At 66.1% G+C, this 20,076-nt stretch carries 18 protein-coding genes; 9 read left to right on the top strand and 9 right to left on the bottom strand.

All coding sequences use genetic code 11. The annotated features are described in order from the left end of the window. The first annotated feature begins 35 nt into the window (after nt 1-35). The 7 genes from NKF27_RS04135 to NKF27_RS04105 are packed head-to-tail and all read left to right on the top strand — an operon-like array spanning nt 36 to nt 5,865. Complete coding sequence (locus NKF27_RS04135; RefSeq protein ID WP_253556406.1) at nt 36-1,175, top strand: ABC transporter substrate-binding protein; 1,140 nt, start codon at nt 36-38, stop codon at nt 1,173-1,175. Continuing rightward, nucleotides 1,162-2,871 (top strand): ABC transporter permease, encoded by a 1,710-nt coding sequence (locus NKF27_RS04130; protein WP_253555443.1) that lies wholly within the window; start codon nt 1,162-1,164, stop codon nt 2,869-2,871. The genes NKF27_RS04135 and NKF27_RS04130 overlap by 14 nt, the downstream gene beginning before the upstream one ends. Before the next feature lie 27 nt (nt 2,872-2,898). Beyond that, nucleotides 2,899-3,642 carry an ATP-binding cassette domain-containing protein gene (locus NKF27_RS04125; protein WP_253555442.1) on the top strand — a complete coding sequence of 248 codons (744 nt, stop codon included), beginning with the start codon at nt 2,899-2,901 and terminating at the stop codon, nt 3,640-3,642. After that, complete coding sequence (locus NKF27_RS04120; protein WP_253555441.1) at nt 3,629-4,342, top strand: TIGR04283 family arsenosugar biosynthesis glycosyltransferase; 714 nt, start codon at nt 3,629-3,631, stop codon at nt 4,340-4,342. The genes NKF27_RS04125 and NKF27_RS04120 overlap by 14 nt, the downstream gene beginning before the upstream one ends. Then, entirely contained in the window at nt 4,332-5,000 is a 669-nt protein-coding gene (locus NKF27_RS04115; RefSeq protein ID WP_253555440.1) for a TIGR04282 family arsenosugar biosynthesis glycosyltransferase, read from the top strand. Before NKF27_RS04120 ends, NKF27_RS04115 begins: the two co-directional genes overlap by 11 nt. Then, nucleotides 4,997-5,578 carry a sigma-70 family RNA polymerase sigma factor gene (locus tag NKF27_RS04110; protein ID WP_045991008.1) on the top strand — a complete coding sequence of 194 codons (582 nt, stop codon included), beginning with the start codon at nt 4,997-4,999 and terminating at the stop codon, nt 5,576-5,578. Before NKF27_RS04115 ends, NKF27_RS04110 begins: the two co-directional genes overlap by 4 nt. After that, nucleotides 5,575-5,865 (top strand): zf-HC2 domain-containing protein, encoded by a 291-nt coding sequence (locus NKF27_RS04105; RefSeq protein ID WP_045991007.1) that lies wholly within the window; start codon nt 5,575-5,577, stop codon nt 5,863-5,865. The genes NKF27_RS04110 and NKF27_RS04105 overlap by 4 nt, the downstream gene beginning before the upstream one ends. A gap of 256 nt (nt 5,866-6,121) precedes the next feature. On the opposite strand, the gene NKF27_RS04100 is transcribed toward NKF27_RS04105, so the two are convergent. Further along, nucleotides 6,122-6,616 (bottom strand): DUF302 domain-containing protein, encoded by a 495-nt coding sequence (locus NKF27_RS04100; RefSeq protein ID WP_052704195.1) that lies wholly within the window; start codon nt 6,614-6,616, stop codon nt 6,122-6,124. A gap of 286 nt (nt 6,617-6,902) precedes the next feature. On the opposite strand from NKF27_RS04100, the gene NKF27_RS04095 reads away from it, so the two are divergent. Beyond that, a complete protein-coding gene (locus tag NKF27_RS04095; protein WP_253555439.1) occupies nt 6,903-7,595 on the top strand; it encodes a DUF3047 domain-containing protein in 693 nt (230 codons plus the stop codon). Nucleotides 7,596-7,597: 2 nt separating this feature from the next. On the opposite strand, the gene purU is transcribed toward NKF27_RS04095, so the two are convergent. The 8 genes from purU to NKF27_RS04055 all read right to left on the bottom strand — a co-directional run bounded on the left by purU (nt 7,598) and on the right by NKF27_RS04055 (nt 18,273). Then, a complete protein-coding gene (gene purU, locus NKF27_RS04090; protein ID WP_108131361.1) occupies nt 7,598-8,482 on the bottom strand; it encodes a formyltetrahydrofolate deformylase in 885 nt (294 codons plus the stop codon). Continuing rightward, nucleotides 8,479-9,147, bottom strand: coding sequence for a sarcosine oxidase subunit gamma (locus NKF27_RS04085; protein WP_253555438.1), 669 nt, complete (start codon nt 9,145-9,147; stop codon nt 8,479-8,481). Before NKF27_RS04085 ends, purU begins: the two co-directional genes overlap by 4 nt. A gap of 198 nt (nt 9,148-9,345) precedes the next feature. After that, nucleotides 9,346-12,387: a sarcosine oxidase subunit alpha family protein gene (locus NKF27_RS04080; RefSeq protein ID WP_253555437.1), complete on the bottom strand. Its 3,042-nt coding sequence runs from the start codon at nt 12,385-12,387 to the stop codon at nt 9,346-9,348. Next, nucleotides 12,384-12,749, bottom strand: a complete 366-nt coding sequence (locus NKF27_RS04075; RefSeq protein WP_253555436.1) for a sarcosine oxidase subunit delta — start codon at nt 12,747-12,749, stop codon at nt 12,384-12,386. Before NKF27_RS04075 ends, NKF27_RS04080 begins: the two co-directional genes overlap by 4 nt. Nucleotides 12,750-12,763: 14 nt before the next feature. Then, nucleotides 12,764-14,014, bottom strand: coding sequence for a sarcosine oxidase subunit beta family protein (locus tag NKF27_RS04070; RefSeq protein ID WP_253555435.1), 1,251 nt, complete (start codon nt 14,012-14,014; stop codon nt 12,764-12,766). An 85-nt stretch (nt 14,015-14,099) separates the two neighbouring features. Continuing rightward, nucleotides 14,100-15,407, bottom strand: coding sequence for a serine hydroxymethyltransferase (gene glyA / locus NKF27_RS04065; RefSeq protein ID WP_253555433.1), 1,308 nt, complete (start codon nt 15,405-15,407; stop codon nt 14,100-14,102). 425 nt (nt 15,408-15,832) lie between these two features. Continuing rightward, a complete protein-coding gene (locus NKF27_RS04060; RefSeq protein ID WP_253555431.1) occupies nt 15,833-17,011 on the bottom strand; it encodes a GlxA family transcriptional regulator in 1,179 nt (392 codons plus the stop codon). Between the two features lie 155 nt (nt 17,012-17,166). Beyond that, entirely contained in the window at nt 17,167-18,273 is a 1,107-nt protein-coding gene (locus NKF27_RS04055; RefSeq protein WP_253555429.1) for a hybrid-cluster NAD(P)-dependent oxidoreductase, read from the bottom strand. A 360-nt stretch (nt 18,274-18,633) separates the two neighbouring features. Here NKF27_RS04055 and NKF27_RS04050 point away from each other — a divergent pair, with 360 nt between their 5' ends. Then, nucleotides 18,634-19,920, top strand: coding sequence for an aromatic ring-hydroxylating dioxygenase subunit alpha (locus NKF27_RS04050; protein ID WP_253555428.1), 1,287 nt, complete (start codon nt 18,634-18,636; stop codon nt 19,918-19,920). The last annotated feature ends 156 nt before the right edge of the window (nt 19,921-20,076 follow it).

The raw sequence follows: 20,076 nt of genomic DNA, 5'->3' as shown, positions 1-20,076 counted from the left end.
GCTCGCCCGCCTGGGCCCAGGATACGTCCACGCCTCTGAACCAGCCGTGGCAGGAGATCGAGCAGCAGGCCAGGGGGCAGACGGTCTACTTCAACGCCTGGGGCGGTGACCCCAACGTCAATGGCTATCTCGACTGGGTCGCCGGCGAGCTCGAACAGCGCCACGACATCGACCTGGTCCACGTCAAGCTCGACGACACCGCCGCTGCGGTCTCCCGGGTACTGGCCGAGAAGTCCGCCGGCAACGTCGACGAGGGAGCCATCGACCTGATCTGGATCAACGGCGAGAACTTCGCCGCGATGAAGGCCAATGATCTGCTGCTCGGGCCCTTTGCCCAGCGCCTGCCGAACTTCCCGCTGACCTCGCCGGACGCCAATCCCGAGATGACCACCGACTTCACCGTCCCCACCGAGGGATTCGAGTCACCCTGGGGCAAGGCCCAGCTGACCTTCTACTACGACAGCGAGCGTGTCGAGGCGCCGCCGACCAGCATGGCCGCCCTGCTCGACTGGACCGAGCAGCATCCCGGGCGCTTCACCTATCCACTGGTCCCGGACTTCCACGGTTCCACCTTTCTCAAGCAGGCGCTTATCGCACTGATCGACGACCCGGCGGTGCTTGCCCGCCCCGTCGGCGAAGCCGACGCCGAAGCGGCCATGGCACCGCTGTGGGACTATCTCGACGCCCTGCACCCCCATCTGTGGCGCCAGGGGCGGGACTTCCCCGCTTCAGGGCCTGCGCTCAGAAGCCTGATGGGTGACGGCGAACTGTCGCTGGCCTTTACCTTCAACCCTGCCGAGCCTGCCGCTGCGGTCAACAACTACCAACTGCCTCCCTCGATTCGCAGCTATGTGCTCGACGGCGGGACCATCGGCAACGTTCACTTTGTCACCATCCCGTTCAACGCCAGCCACCAGGCCGGCGCCATGGTCACCGCCAACTTCCTGCTCTCGCCCGAGGCCCAGGCGCGCAAGCAACGCCTGGACGTGTGGGGCGACCCCAGCGTGCTCGATCTCGCGCGCCTGAATGAGGCCGAGCGTCAGGCACTGACGCCCATGGATGACCAGCCAGCGCGACTGGCGCCACAGGCCCTGCAACAGACCCTGCCCGAGCCGCACCCGAGCTGGATGGAAGCGGTAGAGGCGGCCTGGCTCGAGCGCTATGGCAGCCGCTGATACCTCGGCCTTCTCCCGCCTGGTGGGGCTGGCGCCGGCGCTGACGGTACTGCTGCTGGTGGCCCCGGTGGTGGCCGGCCTGGCAGGCGCTGCGGCGCCGGCCTTCGGCTGGCTGCCGGTGCTCGGTGGAGAGCAGCTGAGCCTGGCGCCCTGGGTGAGTCTGGCGAACACCCCCGGGCTTTTCGAGATGCTGGTGCTCAGCTTCACCACTGGCCTGATCAGCACCGCCCTGGCCCTGACCATCGTGGTGCTGTTTCTCGGAGCCTTCGCCGACAGCGCCGCCTTTGTCTGGCTCAAGCGCCTGCTGTCGCCGCTCCTGGCGGTGCCCCACGCCGCCGCCGCCATCGGTCTGGCCTTTCTGCTGGCGCCCTCGGGCCTGGCTATGCGCCTGGTCTCCCCGGCCTTGAGCGGTCACACCACGCCTCCTGACTACCTGTTTCCCGGTGATCCCTTTGGCCTTGCGCTGATCGCCGGACTGGTGGTCAAGGAAGTCCCCTTTCTGCTGCTGATGAGTCTATCGGCGCTGCCTCAGTGCCAGGCCGACGATCGTCGGCACCTGGCACTGTCGCTGGGTTATTCGCCGGTGACCGCCTTTCTCAAGGCGGTCCTGCCGAGCCTGTACCCGCTGATTCGGCTACCGGTCTATGCGGTCATCGCCTTTGCCTCGTCGAATGTCGATGTGGCCATGATCCTGGGGCCGTCCACCCCACCGACCCTGGCAGTCAGCGTGGTCCGCTGGCTTGGCGATCCCGACCTGTCGATGCGCTTCATGGCCTCCGCCGCAGCGCTGAGCCAGCTCGGCATCACGCTGCTGGCACTGGCCTGCTGGTGGTGCCTGGAACAGGCCGTACGCTGGTGCGCCACGCCACGCCTGACCGACGGCCGACGCAACAGCGGTCAACGCCTCGGCAGCCTGCTGGGCGGCGGTCTGACCTGGCTCAGCGTCACCCTGCTCGGTGCCAGTCTGCTGGGGCTGACGCTGTGGTCGCTGGCGGCCTTCTGGCCCTTTCCCTCGGCCTGGCCCACGCCCCTGACCCTGGCCAACTGGGGTCGTGCGCTGCCAGGCCTGCTGCCGGCCGCCCTCGACACCCTGTGGCTGGCGCTGGCCGCCACCGCTCTCGCGACCATCCTGGTGATCGGCTGTCTCGAGAGCGAAGCGCTCAATCACCGCAGCATGGGAGCGAGCGCCACCCTGGTGCTCTACCTGCCGCTGCTGGTGCCACCGGTCGCCTTTCTCTACGGTCTGGTGCAGCTTCAGGCGCAGCTGTCGGTGGCACCGGGCTTCATGGTGGTGGTACTGGGACACTGCCTGTTCGTGCTGCCCTACGTCTTTCTGTCACTGGCCGAGAGCTACCGGCGGCTTGACCCCCGCTGGGCCCAGGTCGCCGCAGGGCTCGGCCATGGCCCGGCCGCCGCCTTTGTACGCGTTCGCCTGCCGCTGCTGCTGGCCCCCATCGCCACCGCCGCCGCCGTGGGGGTCGCCGTCAGCGTCGGCCAGTATCTGCCGACGTTGCTGCTGGGGGCCGGACGCCTGACCACCCTGACCACCGAGGCGGTATCGCTTGCCTCCGGCGGGGATCGTCGCCTGACGGCGGTCTATGCCCTGGCCCAGCTACTCTTGCCGGCACTCGGTTTCGCCCTCGCCATCGGCTTGCCGCGCGTACTGCATCGCCACCGACGCGCCCTGCTGACCTGAACCGCCTCAACGCCATCCGAGCCCACCATGTCACAGACACCAGACACACGATGCCACCTTCCCCCCACGTCTCCAGCGAACCCGACGGGCGCACTGGTCTTCGATCGGGTCGTGATCTCGCTGGACGGTGCCCCACTGGTATCACTGAATGCTCAGGTCGCCCCCGGCGAGGTGATCAGCGTCATGGGGCCTTCCGGTGTCGGCAAGTCCACCCTGCTGGCCTACGCTGCGGGCTTTCTCGCCCCCGCCTTTGACGCCCAGGGCGAGGTGCGCCTCGGCGACAGGCGAGTCACCGACCTGCCTGCCTCGGCCCGCCGACTCGGTCTGCTGTTCCAGGATGCGCTGCTGTTTCCCCACCTCAGCGTCGCCGGCAACCTGGCCTTCGGCATGCCGTCGTCTGCCAGCCGACGCGAGCGCCGCGAAGCCATCGAAGAGGCCCTGGCGGATATCGGTCTTGCGGGATTCGGTGAGCGTGATCCGGCAACGCTGTCCGGCGGCCAGCGCGCTCGCGTCGCGCTGATGCGCACCCTGCTGTCGCGTCCCCAGGCGATGCTGCTGGACGAGCCCTTCTCCAAGCTCGACGCCGCACTCCGCCAGGAGATGCGTGACCTGGTCTTCCAGCGCATCCGCGACCATCGTCTTCCGGCGCTGCTGGTCACCCACGACAGGGCAGACGCCGAGGCAGCGGCGGGTCCGATCGTCGAACTGGCGGCCGCCACCGAAGCCCCCGCCGGGGCCGCCTGGCAGGGTGCCCGCCGTGCCTCTCGCTGAACCAGGCTCCCCGACCGTCGCACCACGTCTGTGTGTGGTCATTCCCGTCCTCGATGAGGCAGCGACCATCGTCGCGGGTCTTGAGCGGCTATCCGAGTGGCGCCAGCAGGGCGTCGAGGTGATCGTCGTCGATGGTGGCAGCGAAGACGATACCCGGGCGCTTGCCCGTCCCCTGGCCGACCGGGTCATCGATGCCCCCCGCGGCAGGGCGCGCCAGATGAACCAGGGCGCCGCTGCGGCGAGTGCGCCGTCCTTGCTGTTTCTGCACGCCGACACTCGACTGCCCGCGGCGGCCATGCCGGCGATACTGAAGGCGCTGGAGAAACGCCATTGGGGGCGCTTCGACGTGCGCATCCTGGGCCGATCGCGCTGGCTATCATTGATCGCCGCCTGCATGAACCTGCGCTCACGCCTGACCGGCATCGCCACCGGCGATCAGGCGATGTTCATGCGTCGCAGCGCCTTCGACGCCGTCGGTGGCTTCCCCGACCAGCCGTTGATGGAAGACATCGAAATGTCCAAGCGCCTCAAGCGGCTGTCGCCGCCCGCCTGCCTTGGCTTCAAGGTGCTCACCGACGGTCGCCGCTGGGAGCAGGGTGGCGTGCTGACGACGATATTGCTGATGTGGCGACTGCGCTTTCGCTATTGGCGTGGGGCCGATCCCGTTCGCCTGGCCGAGGAGTATCGCCATGTGCGCTGACCACGATAGCGACGGGCTGGCAAGCAGCCTTGGCCAGGTTGGCCTGAAGCTGGCCATCCTGGCCAAGGCGCCGATTCCCGGCCTGGCCAAGACGCGGATGATCCCCGCCCTCGGCGCCGAAGGCGCCGCTCGTCTCCAGCACAGACTGATCGAGTACACCCTGAAGACGGCGCTGGAGACGACGTCCGCGCGCGACATCACGCTGTGGACGGCGCTTGAGCATGACCATCCGTGCTTTGTCGATATCCGCCAGCGGTTCGGCGTGACGCTGAGACCACAGCCTGAAGGCGACCTGGGGGTGCGCATGCACGCGGCGCTGTGCTCGGCAGGTGGCCCGAGCCTTCTAATCGGCACAGATTGCCCGATATTGGATAAGACATTACTAAAAACTTGTCATAAACGGCTTAAAGACGCAGATAGCGTCTTTCTTCCGGCCGAGGACGGCGGCTATGCTCTGGTTGGAGTTCGTCGCCCCGATCCCCGTCTCTTCCGAGGAATCGACTGGGGCACGTCCAGCGTCATGTCCCAGACGCGCACACGTCTTGCGGAGCTTTTGTGGACGCTGGAGTGTCCAACGACCGTATGGGACCTGGATACGCCCCAGGACCTGGCTCGCCTCGCCGACATGGAAGCCCTCGCCCTGGAGATTCTGCCGTGACCCAAGAAACGCTCACCGACCGCCACAAGAAACTCGCCGCCGTGCGCCCCCGCCTGGTGTCCTTCGCCCGCATGCACCTGCGCGATCATGCCGCCGCCGAGGACGCCGTGCAGGAAGCCATGATCGCCGCCATCGAGAAGAACGACAGCTTTTCGGGGCGCTCCGGCTACGAAACCTGGGTATTCGGCATCCTCAAGTACAAGCTGCTCGACCAGATGCGCCAGCAGAAGCGTCATGGTCGCTGGGAGCCCTTCGATGAAGAGCACAGCGACGACGCCATCGACCGCATGTTTCAACAGGATGGGCACTGGGCCGCCGACGCCAAGCCCCAGGCATGGAGCACCCCGGAGCAAGCGTTCGAGAACGAAAATTTCTGGAAAGTATTCGACGCTTGTATGCTGAGTCTTCCAGAAAACGTGGCTCGCGTTTTCTCCCTGCGCGAATTGATGGGCCTTTCCACCGACGATATTTGTAAGGAAGTGGGCATCAAGGAAAACAACGCTTGGGTGATCCTGCATCGGGCTCGCCTCAAGCTTCGCGCTTGCATTGAAAAGGGATGGAAGGAGGACGCGGCATGATGATGTGCAAGGCCGCTACGCGGCTGATGTCAAAGCAGTTGGATGCCCCCCTGACGGCCAGGGAGCGTATTTCGCTGCGGTTTCACTTGATGTTGTGCTCGGCCTGTCGCAACTGCGAAAAGCAGTTCGGCATGCTGCACCGGGTCGGCAATGCCTATAACGGCACAATTGATAAACCCCAGGACGGTACGTCCCCTGGCGCGACTACCGACAACGTCGCCAGTGATCAGGACCTGCTGAAGGTAAAGGAAGCGATGGCCGAGGCGGAGACCCGTCGCCAGAACTGAAGGACTCGGCTGACGGACTTGGCGCAAGGACCTCGACTGCCAGACCTCGACTGCCCTACCTCGAGGGGAGCATCTCGCTGGTCAACCCACCATTCTGCCTCCCCCTGGCGGGCCACCAAGGCAGCCCGCCGACGGGGCGCCAGTTACCCCCCACCTGAGTCAGCCTCAAGCGATTGCGTGCCAGATCCCCGGTAAAGAGGTCCCGAGCCGGACCCGGTGAGCAAGGCTCGGGAGATGCCTGGGCAAGACCAGGCCATCACTGCTGGCCCGCTGCCTCCCGCGCCAGCCCGGTCAGGGCCTCGGCGATCTTGTCCACGGGCAGCTCGCAGTCCTGCAGGCCGTGGCGCTCCACCAAGTAGTGAGGGTCGTTCCACTCGATCACCAGGTGATCATCCTGCTGGCGAACCAGCATCTTCTGGGGAAGGTCCAGCGCGACACTGCCCTCGCACTGCATCAGTCGAGTGCCCACCTCGGGCTTGCCGAAGATGTAGGTGCGTGTCGCTGGCAATTCCAGCTCCACCCCGGCGGCGTTGGCCTGGTGGTCCACGCTTGCCATCAGTCCCATTCCCCGTTTTTCCAGCCCCTCCTTGAAGCGAGATTCCACCGCCTCCAGGCTATCGGTCGACGTCAGACTGGCGATACCGCTGTCGCTCACCTCGACCTCGCCCTGCGCCCAGGCCATGGTCGCCATCGATCCCGCCAGCACGCTGCCCAGGCACAGGGTGAACATCTTGCGATAGCACTGCTTCATGATGGAGCTTCCTTTCCAGGTCAATGTGCCTACAGCATGGTCGCCGGTCCCCGACCACCACAAGGGGAAATCTCTCACAATCCGGGTTGACGCTGTGTAAGGTTCAACGCCGGGGCGACGACCCAGTACCCATAGCCGACGCGACTGGGCATAGTGCGCGCAATGCAGCTACACGATGTGCGCACAGCCGATGGCCGCCCACACGATTTGCACCTGATGGTTCATATCGTTCATATCGTTCGCGTCGTTTCAGCCGCTTCCCCGATTGCCGACGACAGGAGCCTGCATGGCCCGGATTCTTCCCCTTCGCCACCTCGCTGCCCCACCGCCGCGTACCCTGACCTGCGCCCTTGTCTCGGCTGCGGTCCTGATGGCCTCCTGCGCCCAGGCCCAGACCTTCAGCCCGCGCGCCATGCTCGACTGGCCAACCAAATCCTTCGCCGGCGAAACGGCCTACCGACTGGTCGAGCGCGATGGCGTCAGCGTGCTCGAAGCGCGCTCCCGGGGGCAGGCCTCGGCCCGCTATCTGGAGCGCGACATCGACCTCGGCGAGACGCCCTACCTGCGCTGGTGCTGGCAGGTATCCGGGGTCTATTCCGGGGTCAACGAACGCACAGAGAGTGGTGACGACTATCCCGCCCGGGTCTACGTGGCCAGACGCACCGGCCTTCTGCCCTGGCAGGTGGAGTCGGTCAACTACGTGTGGTCATCGAATCAGCCGGCAGGCACCAGCTGGCCCAATGCCTTTACCGACCGCGCCGTCCTGCTGGCGCTGCAAAGCGGAGGCGCCAAGGCTGGGCAGTGGGTCGGCGAGGTGCGCGACGTGGCCGCCGACTATCGTCGACTGTTCGGCGCGAGCCCCGACGGCGTCGATGGCCTGGCGCTGATGAGCGATGGCGACAACGCCGGAGGCGACGCCACCGCCTGGTTCAGCAAGATGGAGTTCAGCGCCTCGTCGTCGCCGCCTGTCTGTCCCTGACATCAGCGCTGGAAGACCACCGTGCGCGAGCCGTTGAGAAACACCCGACGCTGCAGGTGCAGGGTGACCGCCCGGGCAAGGGTGATGCACTCGATATCACGCCCCCGGGCCACCAGGTCCTCGGCGGTATCGGCGTGGGTGACCGGCTCCACCCCCTGGGTAATGATCGGGCCTTCGTCCAGGTCATCGTTGATGTAGTGGGCGGTCGCCCCAACCAGCTTGACGCCCTTCTCGAAGGCCTGGTGATAGGGCTTGGCGCCCTTGAAGCCAGGCAGCAGCGAGTGATGGATATTGATCGCTCGACCGGCCAGGCGTTCGCTCATCTCGCTCGACAGCACCTGCATGTAGCGCGCCAGGATCACCAGCTCTGCGCCACTGTCCTCGACGATCCGCCACACCTCGGCCTCCTGCTCGGCCTTGGTCTCGGCGCTGATCGGCAGATGGTGATAAGGCAGCCCGTGCCACTCGGCCAGCGGCGCCAGATCGGGGTGGTTGGACACCACCGCCTTGATGGCCACCGGAAGCTGGCCGGTACGATAGCGATAGAGCAGGTCATTGAGGCAGTGATCGGCCTTGGAGACCATGATTACCACCGGCGTGAGGCGCTCTGGTGAGGTCAGCTCGAATGCCATGGAGAACGGCGCCGCGCGCTCGGCAAAGGCCGCCTCGAAGGCGCCTGCATCGAACTCGCCCTCCTCGGGAGGGCGAAACTCGGTGCGGATAAAGAAACGACAGGAGCTGCTGTCGTCAAAGGACTGCTGCTCGGTGATGTAGCAGCCCTGCTCGCGCAGAAAGCGGGTGACCACGTCCACGGTGCCAAGACGACTGGGGCACTGGGCGGTCAGGATCCAGTGGGTCGTGCGCACGGCGCTCACGCTGATCGTCATGTCGTCTCCCCGGCGGTGACGTCACGCTCGACGCCGATGGCGAACTCCTCACCGGCATCGAGCAACCAACGATAAACGTAGTCGGCGAAACTGCGCCGCACCACCAGCTCCCAGCGTCGCTCGTCGGGGCGACGCAGGATGACGCTGGTCTTGGCAAGCACCGTGGTCACCCCCTTGCCCACCGCAAAGTGGCGCGGGTGGACGTCGTAGACCACCGACTTCATCAACAGCTCGCGCATGGCCTGGTCATCACCGGTCAGCTCGATCACCGTCTGACCGGCGCTGACGTCGGAGAAGGCCACGCTGGCGTCGCCCAGGGCGCTGCGCAGCGCCGTCTCCACGCGGAAGGCGTCACCCTGGGGCAGCACGGCAAGCCACTCGTCGGGACTTAGCCACTGCAGCGAAGCCCTATCTCCCTGACTGAGTTCCAGCGGACGCGCCGGCAACGACAACCCCAGCACCGCGCGCACCGCCTCGTCGAGCACGATGGCGCCTCCGCGCAGGATCAGATGGTCGTGCTGGCGTTCGCGCATCACTACCCGCGAGTGGGTGCCGGGCGCCGGGCAGCCGACGTGCTCAAACGACCAGGCCAGCGGCGACTCCAGGGGGATGCCTTCGTCCGGGAAGGCATCAAAGGTACGGGCACGTTCTATAGCTTCAGACATTCTGGCGCTCTCCCTTGGGGTCGAGAAAAAAGGGGGTGGAGGCGATGTCGGCCTCGTGGACCTTGCCGCTCAAGAGGCGGGAAGCTGGTACATGCCTAGACATTCTGGCGCTCCCCCTTGGGGTCGAGAAAAAAGGGGGTGGAGACGATGTCGGCCTCGTGGACCTTGCCGCTCAAGAGGCGGGAAGCTGGTACATGCCTAGACATTCTGGCGCTCCCCCTTGGGGTCGAGGAAGATGGTGGAAACGATTTCGGCCTCGTGGACCTTGCCGTCGACACAGGGTAGATAGACGGTCTCGCCCATCCGCTGGTGGCCACCCTTGACCACCGCCAGGGCGAAACCGGTTTCGAGCGTCGGGCTGTAGTAGCTCGAGGTCACGTGGCCGACCATCGGCATGGGAATCGGATGGTCAGGGTCGAGCACGATCTGGGCGCCCTCCTCCAGCACCACCGACGGATCCCTGGGTTTCAGCCCCACCAGCTGCTTGCGGTCCTGGCGCGCGGTGTCGCTGCGGGTCAGCGCCCGCTGGCCGACCCAGGAGAATGGCTTGTCGTAGCCTACCGCCCACTGCATGCCCAGATCCTCCGGGGTCACCGAACCGTCGGTGTCCTGACCTGCGATGATGAAGCCCTTCTCGGCACGCAGCACGTGCATGGTCTCGGTACCGTAGGGTGTCAGGTCGTACTTCTCGCCGTGGGCGAACAGCGCCTTCCACACGTGCATGGCGGCGTGGGCCTGGACGTTGATCTCGTAGGCCAGCTCGCCGGTGAAGGAAATCCGGAACACCCGTGCCGGCACCCCGGCCACCTTGCCCTCACGCCAGTCCATGAAGCGAAACGCCTCGCGATCCAGATCGATGCCCTCGGTAAGCTCGCTCATCAGCTCCCGCGCCCTGGGGCCGGTGACGGTCATGGTGGCCCAGTGGTCGGTGACCGAGGTAAAGCTCACGTCGAGCTCGGGCCACTCGGTCTGGTGCCACAGCTCCAGCCACTCGAGCACCCCCGCGGCGCCACCGGTGGTGGTGGTCATCAGGAAGTGATCCTCGGCCAGACAACTGGTGGTGCCGTCATCCATGACCATGCCGTCGTCCTTGCACATCAAGCCGTAGCGCACCTTGCCCACGCCCAGCTTGGCCCACTTGTTGGTGTAGATCCGGCCAAGAAACTCGCGGGCGTCCGGTCCCTGGATATCGATCTTGCCCAGGGTCGAAGCGTCGAGGATGCCGACGCCTTCGCGCACCGCGCGGCATTCGCGCATCACCGCCTCGTGCAGGGTCTCGCGCTTGCCGTTGACGGTTCTGGGGAAGTACCAGGGCCGCTTCCACTGGCCCACGTCCTCGAACTCGGCGCCCTGCTCGACGTGCCACTGGTGCAGCGCGCTGTAGCGCTCGGGATCGAACAGCGCACCGCAGTGACGACCGACGATGGCACCGAAGGTGACCGGGGTATAGTTGGGCCGGAACACGGTGGTGCCGACCTCGGGAATCGAACGCCCCAGGCAACGCGCGGCGATGGCCATGCCGTTGATATTGCCAAGCTTGCCCTGATCGGTACCGAAGCCCATGGCGGTGTAGCGCTTGACGTGCTCGATGGACTCGAAGCCTTCCCGGGTGGCCAGCTCGATCCCGGCAGCGGTGACGTCATTCTGCAGGTCGACGAACTGCTTGGGCGCCCGCAGGGTCGGCTTTTCGTGGGGCACCTGGAACAGCGCCACCGCCGCACCGTCGCGCCGCGAGGCCACCGCCGGCAAGGTAAGCTCGGTACCCTCGAAGCCGGCCTGGCTCGCCGCCTCGAGGCCGGCATCGTGGCCTTGTGCCAGCACCTCGGCCAGGCCAAAGGTGCCGCCGGCGGCGCCGGCCACCAACATGCCCCTGGGCAGATTGGGCACGAAGGCGATCAGGTCGTCGCGCCAGCTCGGCCGCGTCCCGGTATGGGAGGCCAGGTGAATCACCGGACTGAAGCCGCCGGAACTGGCCAGCGTGTCGCAGTCGAGCGTCTCGCTGGCGCCGATGACGCGAAAGGCCTCGATATCGATGGGCGCGACCCGCGCTGAGGCAACCCGCTGCTCGCCCCTGGCCTCGACCACGGCAGAGCCCGGCAGGATGCGAATACCGCGCGCCCGGGCGATCTCGACCAGTTCACCGTCGGGTGCAGGCCGGGCGTCGGCCACCGCCACCACCTCGCGGCCGGCGTCCAGCCAATCGAGCGCGGCACGGTAGCCGTCGTCGTTGCTGGTGGACACCACCAGCCGCTTGCCCGGCACCACACCGTAACGGCGGATGTAGGTGGACACCGCCGAGCACAGCAGATTGCCCGGCACGTCATTGCCGGCGTAGACCAGCGGACGCTCGTGGGCACCAGTAGCCAGCACCACGCGCGCGGCCCGCACCCGATGCAGGCGCGAGCGCGACTGACGGCGTCCCTCCACTCGAGGCGCGCAGTGGGCCAGGTGCTCGCTGCGCCGCTCGTGCAGGGTGACAAAGTTGTGGTCGTGATAGCCGTTGGCGGTGGTGCGCGGCAGCAGCGTCACCTCGGGATTGGCGGCAAGCTCCTCGAGCACCTCCTCGACCCACTGCAACGCTGGGCGATCATCCAGCAATTCCTGTCCGTCCAGCAGCGAGCCGCCAAAGCGCTCCTGCTCGTCGCACAGGATCACCCGGGCGCCGCTGCGCGAGGCGGCCAGGGCCGCCGCCAGTCCCGCCGGCCCTGCCCCGATCACCAGCACCTCGCAGTGGCGATTGATGTGGTCGTAGATGTCCGGATCGCGCTCTAGCGGACTGCGCCCCAGCCCCGCGCTCTTGCGGATATAGCGCTCGTAGGTCATCCACAGCGAGGCCGGCGCCATGAAGGTCTTGTAGTAGAAGCCGGGGGGCATCAGCTTGCCGCCAAGCTTGCCGATGGTCCCCATCAGGTCGCACTGGACGTTGGGCCAGCCGTTGGTGGAACGCGCCGTCAGCCCCTCGAACAGGGCCTGCTGGGTGGCGCGCACATTGGGTACCTGCTCGGCTTCGGCCTGGCCGAGCTGAACCACCGCATTGGGCTCCTCGGCGCCGGCGGCGACGATGCCCCGGGGACGCGAATACTTGAAGCTGCGATTGACCACGTCCACCCCGTTGGCCAGCAGCGCCGAGGCCAGGGTGTCCCCGTGAAAGCCGGTGTACTCCTTGCCGTTGAAGGTAAAGCGCAGGGGCGTGCTGCGATCGATCAGGCCCCCGGTGTCGAGGCGATTGGGCTGGCTCATGCGCGAACCTCCTGGGCGGCGGTGGCGATATCGCTGTCGTCAAGGGACTCAGGCGTTACGGCGCCAATCCCGTCGGGGTTGTCGCGGGTAAAGCGCGGTCGCTCACCGATGCGATAGGTCTCGAGGATCTCGTAGCTCTGGGTGTGGCGCGTCACATTGAAAAATTTGCGACAGCCCACCGCATGGACCCACAGCTCGTGGTGGATACCGCGGGGGTTGTCACGAAAGAACAGATAGTCGCCCCACTGCTCGTCGGAGCATCCGGCCGGGTCCTCGGGGCGTGCGATGTGCGCCTGCCCCCGGGGATGAAACTCTTCTTCCTCGCGCCACTCGTCGCAGTAGGGACAATGGATATGGAACATGTGAACCTCCTGAATCAGTGGGCGACACCGGCGGCGCCGTGTTCGTCGATAAGTGCGCCGCTGTGGAAGCGGTCGATCGAGAAGGGGGCGGCCAGCGGATGCATCTCGCCCTTGGCCAGGCTCGCCGCGAACACATGCCCGGAACCGGGGGTCGCCTTGAAGCCACCGGTGCCCCAGCCGCAGTTGAAGTAGAGCCCCTCGATCCGGGTCTTCGACATGATCGGACAGGCGTCCGGGCAGGTATCGACGATGCCGCCCCACTGCCGGTTCATGCGCACCCGCGAGAAGATCGGGAACATCTCGACGATGGCCTGCAGGGTGTGTTCGACGGTGGCGTAGCTGCCACGCTGGCCATAGCCGTTGTAGCCGTCGATACCCGCGCCGATGACCAGGTCACCCTTGTCGGACTGGCTGATATAGCCGTGCACGTGGTTGGACATCACCACGGTATCGAGCACCGGCTTGAGCGGCTCCGACACCAGTGCCTGCAGCGGATGGCTCTCCAGCGGCAGGCGCAGCCCCGCAAGCGATGCCATCACCCCGGAGTTGCCGGCGGTCACGCAGCCTACAGTGCTAGCCTCGATATCGCCGCGATTGGTATGCACCCCGAGGATTCGGCCGTCACGGATCTTGAACCCGGTCACCTCGGTCTGCTGCAGGATGTCGACGCCGAGGGCATCGGCACCACGGGCGTAGCCCCAGGCCACGGCGTCGTGGCGGGCGACCCCGGCGCGGGGCTGCCAGGAGGCCCCCATCACCGGGTAGCGCGCGTTCTTCGAGCAGTCGAGGATCGGCACGATCTCCTGCACGCCCCTGGCGTCGAGCACCTCGCCGTCGATGCCGTTGAGCCGGTTGGCGTTGACCCTGCGCTGGATGTCGCGCATGTCCTGCAGGGTATGGCCAAGATTGAGCACGCCACGCTGGGAGAACATCACGTTGTAGTTGAGATCCCGGGACAGCCCTTCCCACAGCTTCATCGAGTGCTCATAGAGCGCGGCGGCCTCATCCCACAGATAGTTGGAGCGCACGATGGTGGTGTTGCGGGCGGTGTTGCCGCCGCCCAGCCAGCCCTTCTCGATCACCGCGACATTGCGCACGCCAAATTCCTTGGCCAGGTAGTAGGCGGTGGCCAGGCCGTGGCCGCCACCACCGACGATGATCACGTCGTAGGCGGCCTTGGGGGTCGGGTTGCGCCACTGGCGCTGCCAGTTCTCGTGGTGACTCAGGGCGTGGCGGGCCAGCGCGAATCCGGAGTAGCGTTGCATAGGGTGTCCCTCAAAACTCTGGGCTAGAGCGTGTCTGAAAAGTGCCTGGGCGGTCGCACCGTGCGTCACGACCGCCGGGGGATCATCAGGCCGGCTCGGCAGCGGCTTGCCGAGGCGCCGGATAGACCGGGTGACGCGCGCATAGCTCGCCGACCCGCTGGCGTACGTCGGCCTCGATGGCGGCGGTGTCGTCGCCACGGGCCAGCACATCCAGCACATCGCAGATCCAGTCGGCAAGCCGCTCGCACTCTTCGGCATCGAAGCCTCGGGTGGTCACCGCCGGGGTCCCGATGCGCAGGCCCGAGGTGACGAAGGGGCTCTGCGGGTCGCCCGGTACCGCATTCTTGTTGACGGTGATGTGCGAGCGACCCAGGGCCGCGTCGGCGTCCTTGCCGGTGACGCCCTGGCGGATCAGCGAGACCAGAAACAGATGGTCTTCGGTGCCACCGGAGACCACGTCGTAGCCGCGCTCGAGAAAGGTCTCGGCCATGGCCTTGGCATTGGCGATGACCCGCTCCTGGTAGCGCACAAAGTCCTGATTCATGGCCTCGCGGAAGGCTACCGCCTTGGCCGCGATGACATGCATCAGGGGACCGCCCTGCTGGCCGGGGAAGACCGCGCCATTGAGCTTCTTGTACAGCGCCTCGTCACCGCTGGCGGACAGAATCAGGCCACCGCGCGGTCCGCGCAGGGTCTTGTGGGTGGTGGTGGTGACCACGTGGGCGTGGGGCAGCGGGCTTGGATAGAGCCCGGCCGCCACCAGACCGGCGACGTGGGCCATGTCCACCAGCAGCCAGGCGCCGACGCTGTCGGCGATGGCGCGAAAGCGGCGCCAGTCGACCACCTGGGAGTAGGCCGAGAAGCCGGCGACGATCAACTTGGGGCGATGCTCCCTGGCCAGACACTCGACCTCGGCGTAGTCGATCTGGCCGGTGGCCTCGTCCAGACCATACTGCACCGCGTGGTAGTGCTTGCCGGAGAAGTTCGGTGCCGCGCCGTGGGTCAGGTGGCCGCCGTGGGCCAGGCTCATGCCGAGCACGGTATCGCCGGGGGATACCAGTGCCATGAAGGCGGCGGCATTGGCCTGGGCACCGCTGTGGGGCTGCACGTTGGCGTAGTCGGCGCTGAACAGCGCGCAGGCCCGCTCGATGGCCAGCCGCTCCACCACGTCGACGTGCTCGCAGCCGCCGTAGTAGCGCTTACCGGGATAGCCCTCGGCGTACTTGTTGGTCAGCTGGGTGCCCTGGGCCTCCATCACCGCGGGACTGGCGTAGTTTTCCGAGGCGATCAGCTCCACATGATCCTGCTGGCGAACGACCTCGTCGGCGATGGCCTCGGCGATCTGCGGATCGAACCGGGACAGTGACGAGCTGGACAGATGAGCGCTGGGCATGGGGTATCTCCAGTAACGGCGAGGCGCCTCTTCGCGGCCGCTTTCGCCTGATCGATGTTGTCGTTGTGATGGCTGACGAAGACGGGCAGTCCCCCGCCTCCAAGGTAAGCCGCTATCCCGGCGCCGACATTCTGGAAACGACATCGGCGTCGCCGTCAGGGACATCGACGCTGCCGGGACCGGCCCAGACGGGCCCAGATGGGCAGAGCCCGGCCCAGACAAGCGCAGACGCCCGGCGGGATAAGGTCATTGAAGCCGAGCGGCCCCTCAAGAACTTGAACAAATGCGACAGCTTTGTTGGACGCAGGCATGATCCGGGCGCTGTGGACGAGCGCCAGAATGACGTTGCCAGCGGCACGTTCAGGGGAACTATCAGCGGCACGATCAGGGGCATTATCAGGGGCAATTGCGCCAGCGGGAGGCGCTCAACGATGTCCCAGGCGTGCACCGACATGCAGAAAGAAGGGATCGACGCCGGCCTCCTCGCGACCGACAGGATCGCGACGCAGACGTGAAGGTGACTGGCCGAAGGCGCTGCGGAAGTGGCGGGAAAAGTGGGCGGTGTCGGCGAAACCACAGCGCTCGCCGATCTCGGTGACGCTATGGTCGGTGAAGTACAGAAGCCACAGACCATAGCGCAGGCGCAGATCCCGGGCGAACTTCTGCGGGCCGACACCGAAGGCCTCGCGAAACTTGCGCTCGAGGCCTCGACGCGAGGCGCCGGCGCGCGTCGCCAGCTCATCCACCGACAGCGGCTCGCCCAGATGCTGCTCGAGAATCGCCACGGCGCGGCGTACGATGCGGTCCTCGATGCGATCGAAGACCACCGGCTGTGGCTGGGAGTGGTCGCCGCTTCGGTGGCCATCCAGCAGCATGATGTGCAGGCTCTTGCGTGCCCAGGCGCGCCCCAGGTGGCGCTCCACCAGATAGGCCGCCAGGTCCGCCGCCGCCGCGCCACCGGCACAGGTCAGGCGGTCGCCATCGTCGACATAGAGACGGTCGGCCACCGCGCTGACGGCGGGAAAACGCCGGGTCATATCCAGGTGGTGATACCAGCTGACGCAGCAGCGCCGCCCTTCCATCACACCAGCCTGGATCAGCGAGTAGACCCCGGTGCACACCCCCACCAGCGGCACGCCCAACGCCGACGCATGGCGCAGATAGTCGAGGGTGCCTCCATCTCGCTCAGGGCGGTTTCGCTCAGGGCGATCAGGTTCCTCGCCATCCCCCAGCACCCCGCCGATAACCACCAGGTAGTCGAACTGGCGGGGATCACAGAAAGGCTGCCCATGGCGTCCGCCAATCGGTTCGCAGGGCGAGATCACCGCACCACAGCTCGACGCAACCTCGGCGCCATCCTCTGACAGAAAGCGCCAGCGGCAACGTAGCTGACGACTGCGATCGCCCTCGTCGGACGCCAGCCGTAGGCAGTCGACGAAGGCAGCAAAGGGCAGCAGGGTAAAGCGCGACAGCAACACAAAGCCCACCGACAGCGCCGGCGTGAGCGGCTCGCCGCCAGAGACATCGGCCTGCCCTTGCTGTGCTGACGATGGTGCCGGCGATGGCCGTGATGGATGGAGCGGGTGCAGGGGCGAGGATGGCATGGCGTCCGAATACCAGCAAAAATCAGACTCCAGCCTAACCGAATTTCTCACGGCCCTCCTATTTATCAACGCCATACGGAGTCACCTGCACCGGACGGTTACACCACTGCCGCGCTGGGTGGCCTACGACCCTCCTCCGCCGGGAGCCACCGCCGCTACCAGTCCACCGTGACGTTACCCTTGGGCCGACTGCAGCAGGACAAGATGAAGCCCTCGGCCACGTCCTCGTCGGTGATGCCACCGTTGTGTTCCATGTCCACCTCACCGGCGACCAGTGGCACCCGGCAGGTGCCGCAGATGCCCATGCCGCAGGCCTTGGGAATATGCAGTCCGAGCTTTGAGGCCGCGGCGTGCACGGTCTCGCCCGGCTGGATGCGTACGCTCTTGCCCGCCGAGGCGAACTCGACACAGTGCATGTCGGCCGCCACGAGCTCCTCGGCCTCCGCCTCGGCCTGCTCCGCCAGCTCGTGGACGTCTTCCTGGACGTCGACCGGCGTGGCACCGAAGGATTCCTCGTGGTAGCGACTCATGTCGAAGCCACGCTGGGTCAACAGACGCCTGACCGCCGACATGAAGGGCGTGGGCCCGCAGCAGAAGACCTCTCGATCCAGAAAATCAGGCGCCATCAGCTCCAGCATGGGCTCCGACAGGAAGCCGCGGAAACCCGACCAGGCCTGGTTCAGCTCGTTGTCCCGCTCACACACGATATTCAGCCGGAACTCGGGAATCCGCGAGAAGATATGCTCAAGCTCACGGTGAAAGATGATGTCCCTGGGGGTCCTGGCGCAGTGGATAAAGGCCAGGTCCACCGCCGCATTGGTATCGAAGAACCAGCGGGTCATCGACATCAGCGGCGTGATGCCGACACCGCCGGAGAGCATCAGCACCTTGTCGGCGGTGTGGTCGATGCAGTTGAAGTCCCCCACCGGACCGTGCACCGCCAGTTCGTGGCCCACGTCCATCTGGTCATGCAGCCAGTTGGAGACGCGCCCCCCCGGCACTCGCTTGACGGTGATCGAGAAGCTGTAGGGGATGGAGGGTGAGCTGGCGATGGTGTAGGAGCGGAAGACGCACTCGCCGTCGATCTCCATCTCCAGGGTGACGAACTGCCCCGGCTTGAAGAAGAACATCACCGGCTGCTCGGCCATGAAGCAGAAGGTTCTGACGTCCCAGGTCTCCTGAATGACCTTGACGCAACGCACGACGTGGCGGCCATTGGCCCAGGTCTGGGTGGTCACCGGATTGAGAAAATTCGTCACCATGGCGGTTTCGCTCGCAGGCAGTCGGCGGTTCACCCAGGCCCCGAACGCCGCTCGAGGCCTGGTCATTGAGCGCATTCTGCCCCTCGCGCCTCGCGCGCCACTTGTCTGATCGCGACATCAGCATACTCGAATCCTCCGGCCACGCTCGCTGCGGCGACAAAGAGGTCGCAACGGCATCATCTGGTGTCGCCGCCAGATACCCAGCGTCATACCGCTTGCCCCAGACTGCGCTGCATGACAACCGCGACGCACGCCAGTTGATAGCGCCGCTCATGCTTTCCCCTGATCCATAGCGGCGCCCCTTGCCATGGGCCACCGCGCCCATCGACACCGCATCTATCGCATCACGAGGAGTGCACCATGGAGCCCATCGCCCATCTCAACCTTGAGGATCCCCTGGGGGACGCCCGCCGTTTCGCCCTGGAGACGATGTCACACCACCCCCACGGCTTCTCGCTGCCGCAGCCGTTCTACAACGATGAACGACTGTTCCAGCTCGACATGCAGACCATCTTCGAGCGCGAGTGGATCTTCGCCGGCATGAGCTGCGAAATTCCGGCCAAGGGCAACTTCCTGACCCTCGACATCGGCCACAATCCAGTGGTCATCGTGCGCGGCGATGGCGACGCCATCCACGCCTTCCACAACACCTGCCGCCATCGTGGCTCTCGCCTGTGCTCCACCGAAAAGGGCAAGCTGGCCAAGCTGGTGTGCCCCTACCACCAGTGGACCTACGAGCTGGACGGACGCCTGTTGTTCGCCGGCACCGAAATGGGCGAGGACTTTCGACTCGAGGACTACGGACTCGCCCCGGTCGCACTGACCGAGGCCGGCGGCTACCTGTTCGTCAGTCTCGCCGAGAATCCACCTGACGTGGGCGACCTCAAGGCCATCTTCGACAGCTATCTGAGCTTCTACGACATGGCCAACCTCAAGGTGGCCGTGACCACCACCATCGAGGAGCAGGCCAACTGGAAGCTGGTACTCGAGAACAACCGCGAGTGCTACCACTGCAACGGCTCCCACCCGGAGCTGATCAAGTCACTCTACGAGTTCGACGACACCGAGGACCCGCGAGCCACGCCGGAATACCGCAGCCTGGTGGCACGCAAGCAGCAGGAGTGGGATAGCCTCGGCATCCCCTGGAAGATGCGCTGGGCGGGAGGCAAGCGCAATCGCCTGACCCGCACCCCGCTGGTCGAGGGCACCGTGTCCATGACCATGGACGGCAGGGCCGCCTGTCGCCGTCCGCTGACCCATCAGGGCATCGAGGACATGGGCTCCCTGCGCATCCTGCATCTGCCCAACAGCTGGAATCACTTTGTCGGCGACCATGCCGCGGTGTTCCGGGTACTGCCGCTGGGGCCCCAGCGCACCCAGGTCACCACCAAGTGGCTGGTGCACAAGGACGCGGTGGAGGGTGTCGACTACGACGTCGAGAACCTGAGCCGGGTATGGGACGCCACCAACGCCCAGGACCGACGGCTTGCCGAAGAAAACCAGCGTGGCATCAACTCCCTCGCCTATCGCCCGGGCCCCTACTCCCCCACCTACGAATATGGGGTGATCGACTTTATCGACTGGTACCGCACCACACTGGCGGCCAACCTGGGCAGCAGCCCGGCGCTGAGCCTGGCCAGCGGCTAGGCACTGGCGGAAAAGCCCCTACGCTCGGCCCCCTGGGTGTCTCTCCGTCACGACCTGGTGTCTCGACCTGCTGACATAGCCTGTTGAAATAGCCTGTTGAAATAGCCTGCCCTGAAGCCCACCCCCGCGTCGTCTTCGAAACGACGCCGGGGGTGG

Source organism: Halomonas sp. DN3, from assembly GCF_024137905.1.
GTDB lineage: Bacteria > Pseudomonadota > Gammaproteobacteria > Pseudomonadales > Halomonadaceae > Halomonas > Halomonas litopenaei.
Note: the sequence above shows the minus strand (reverse complement) of the source record. Positions and strands in the feature narration are given on the sequence as shown.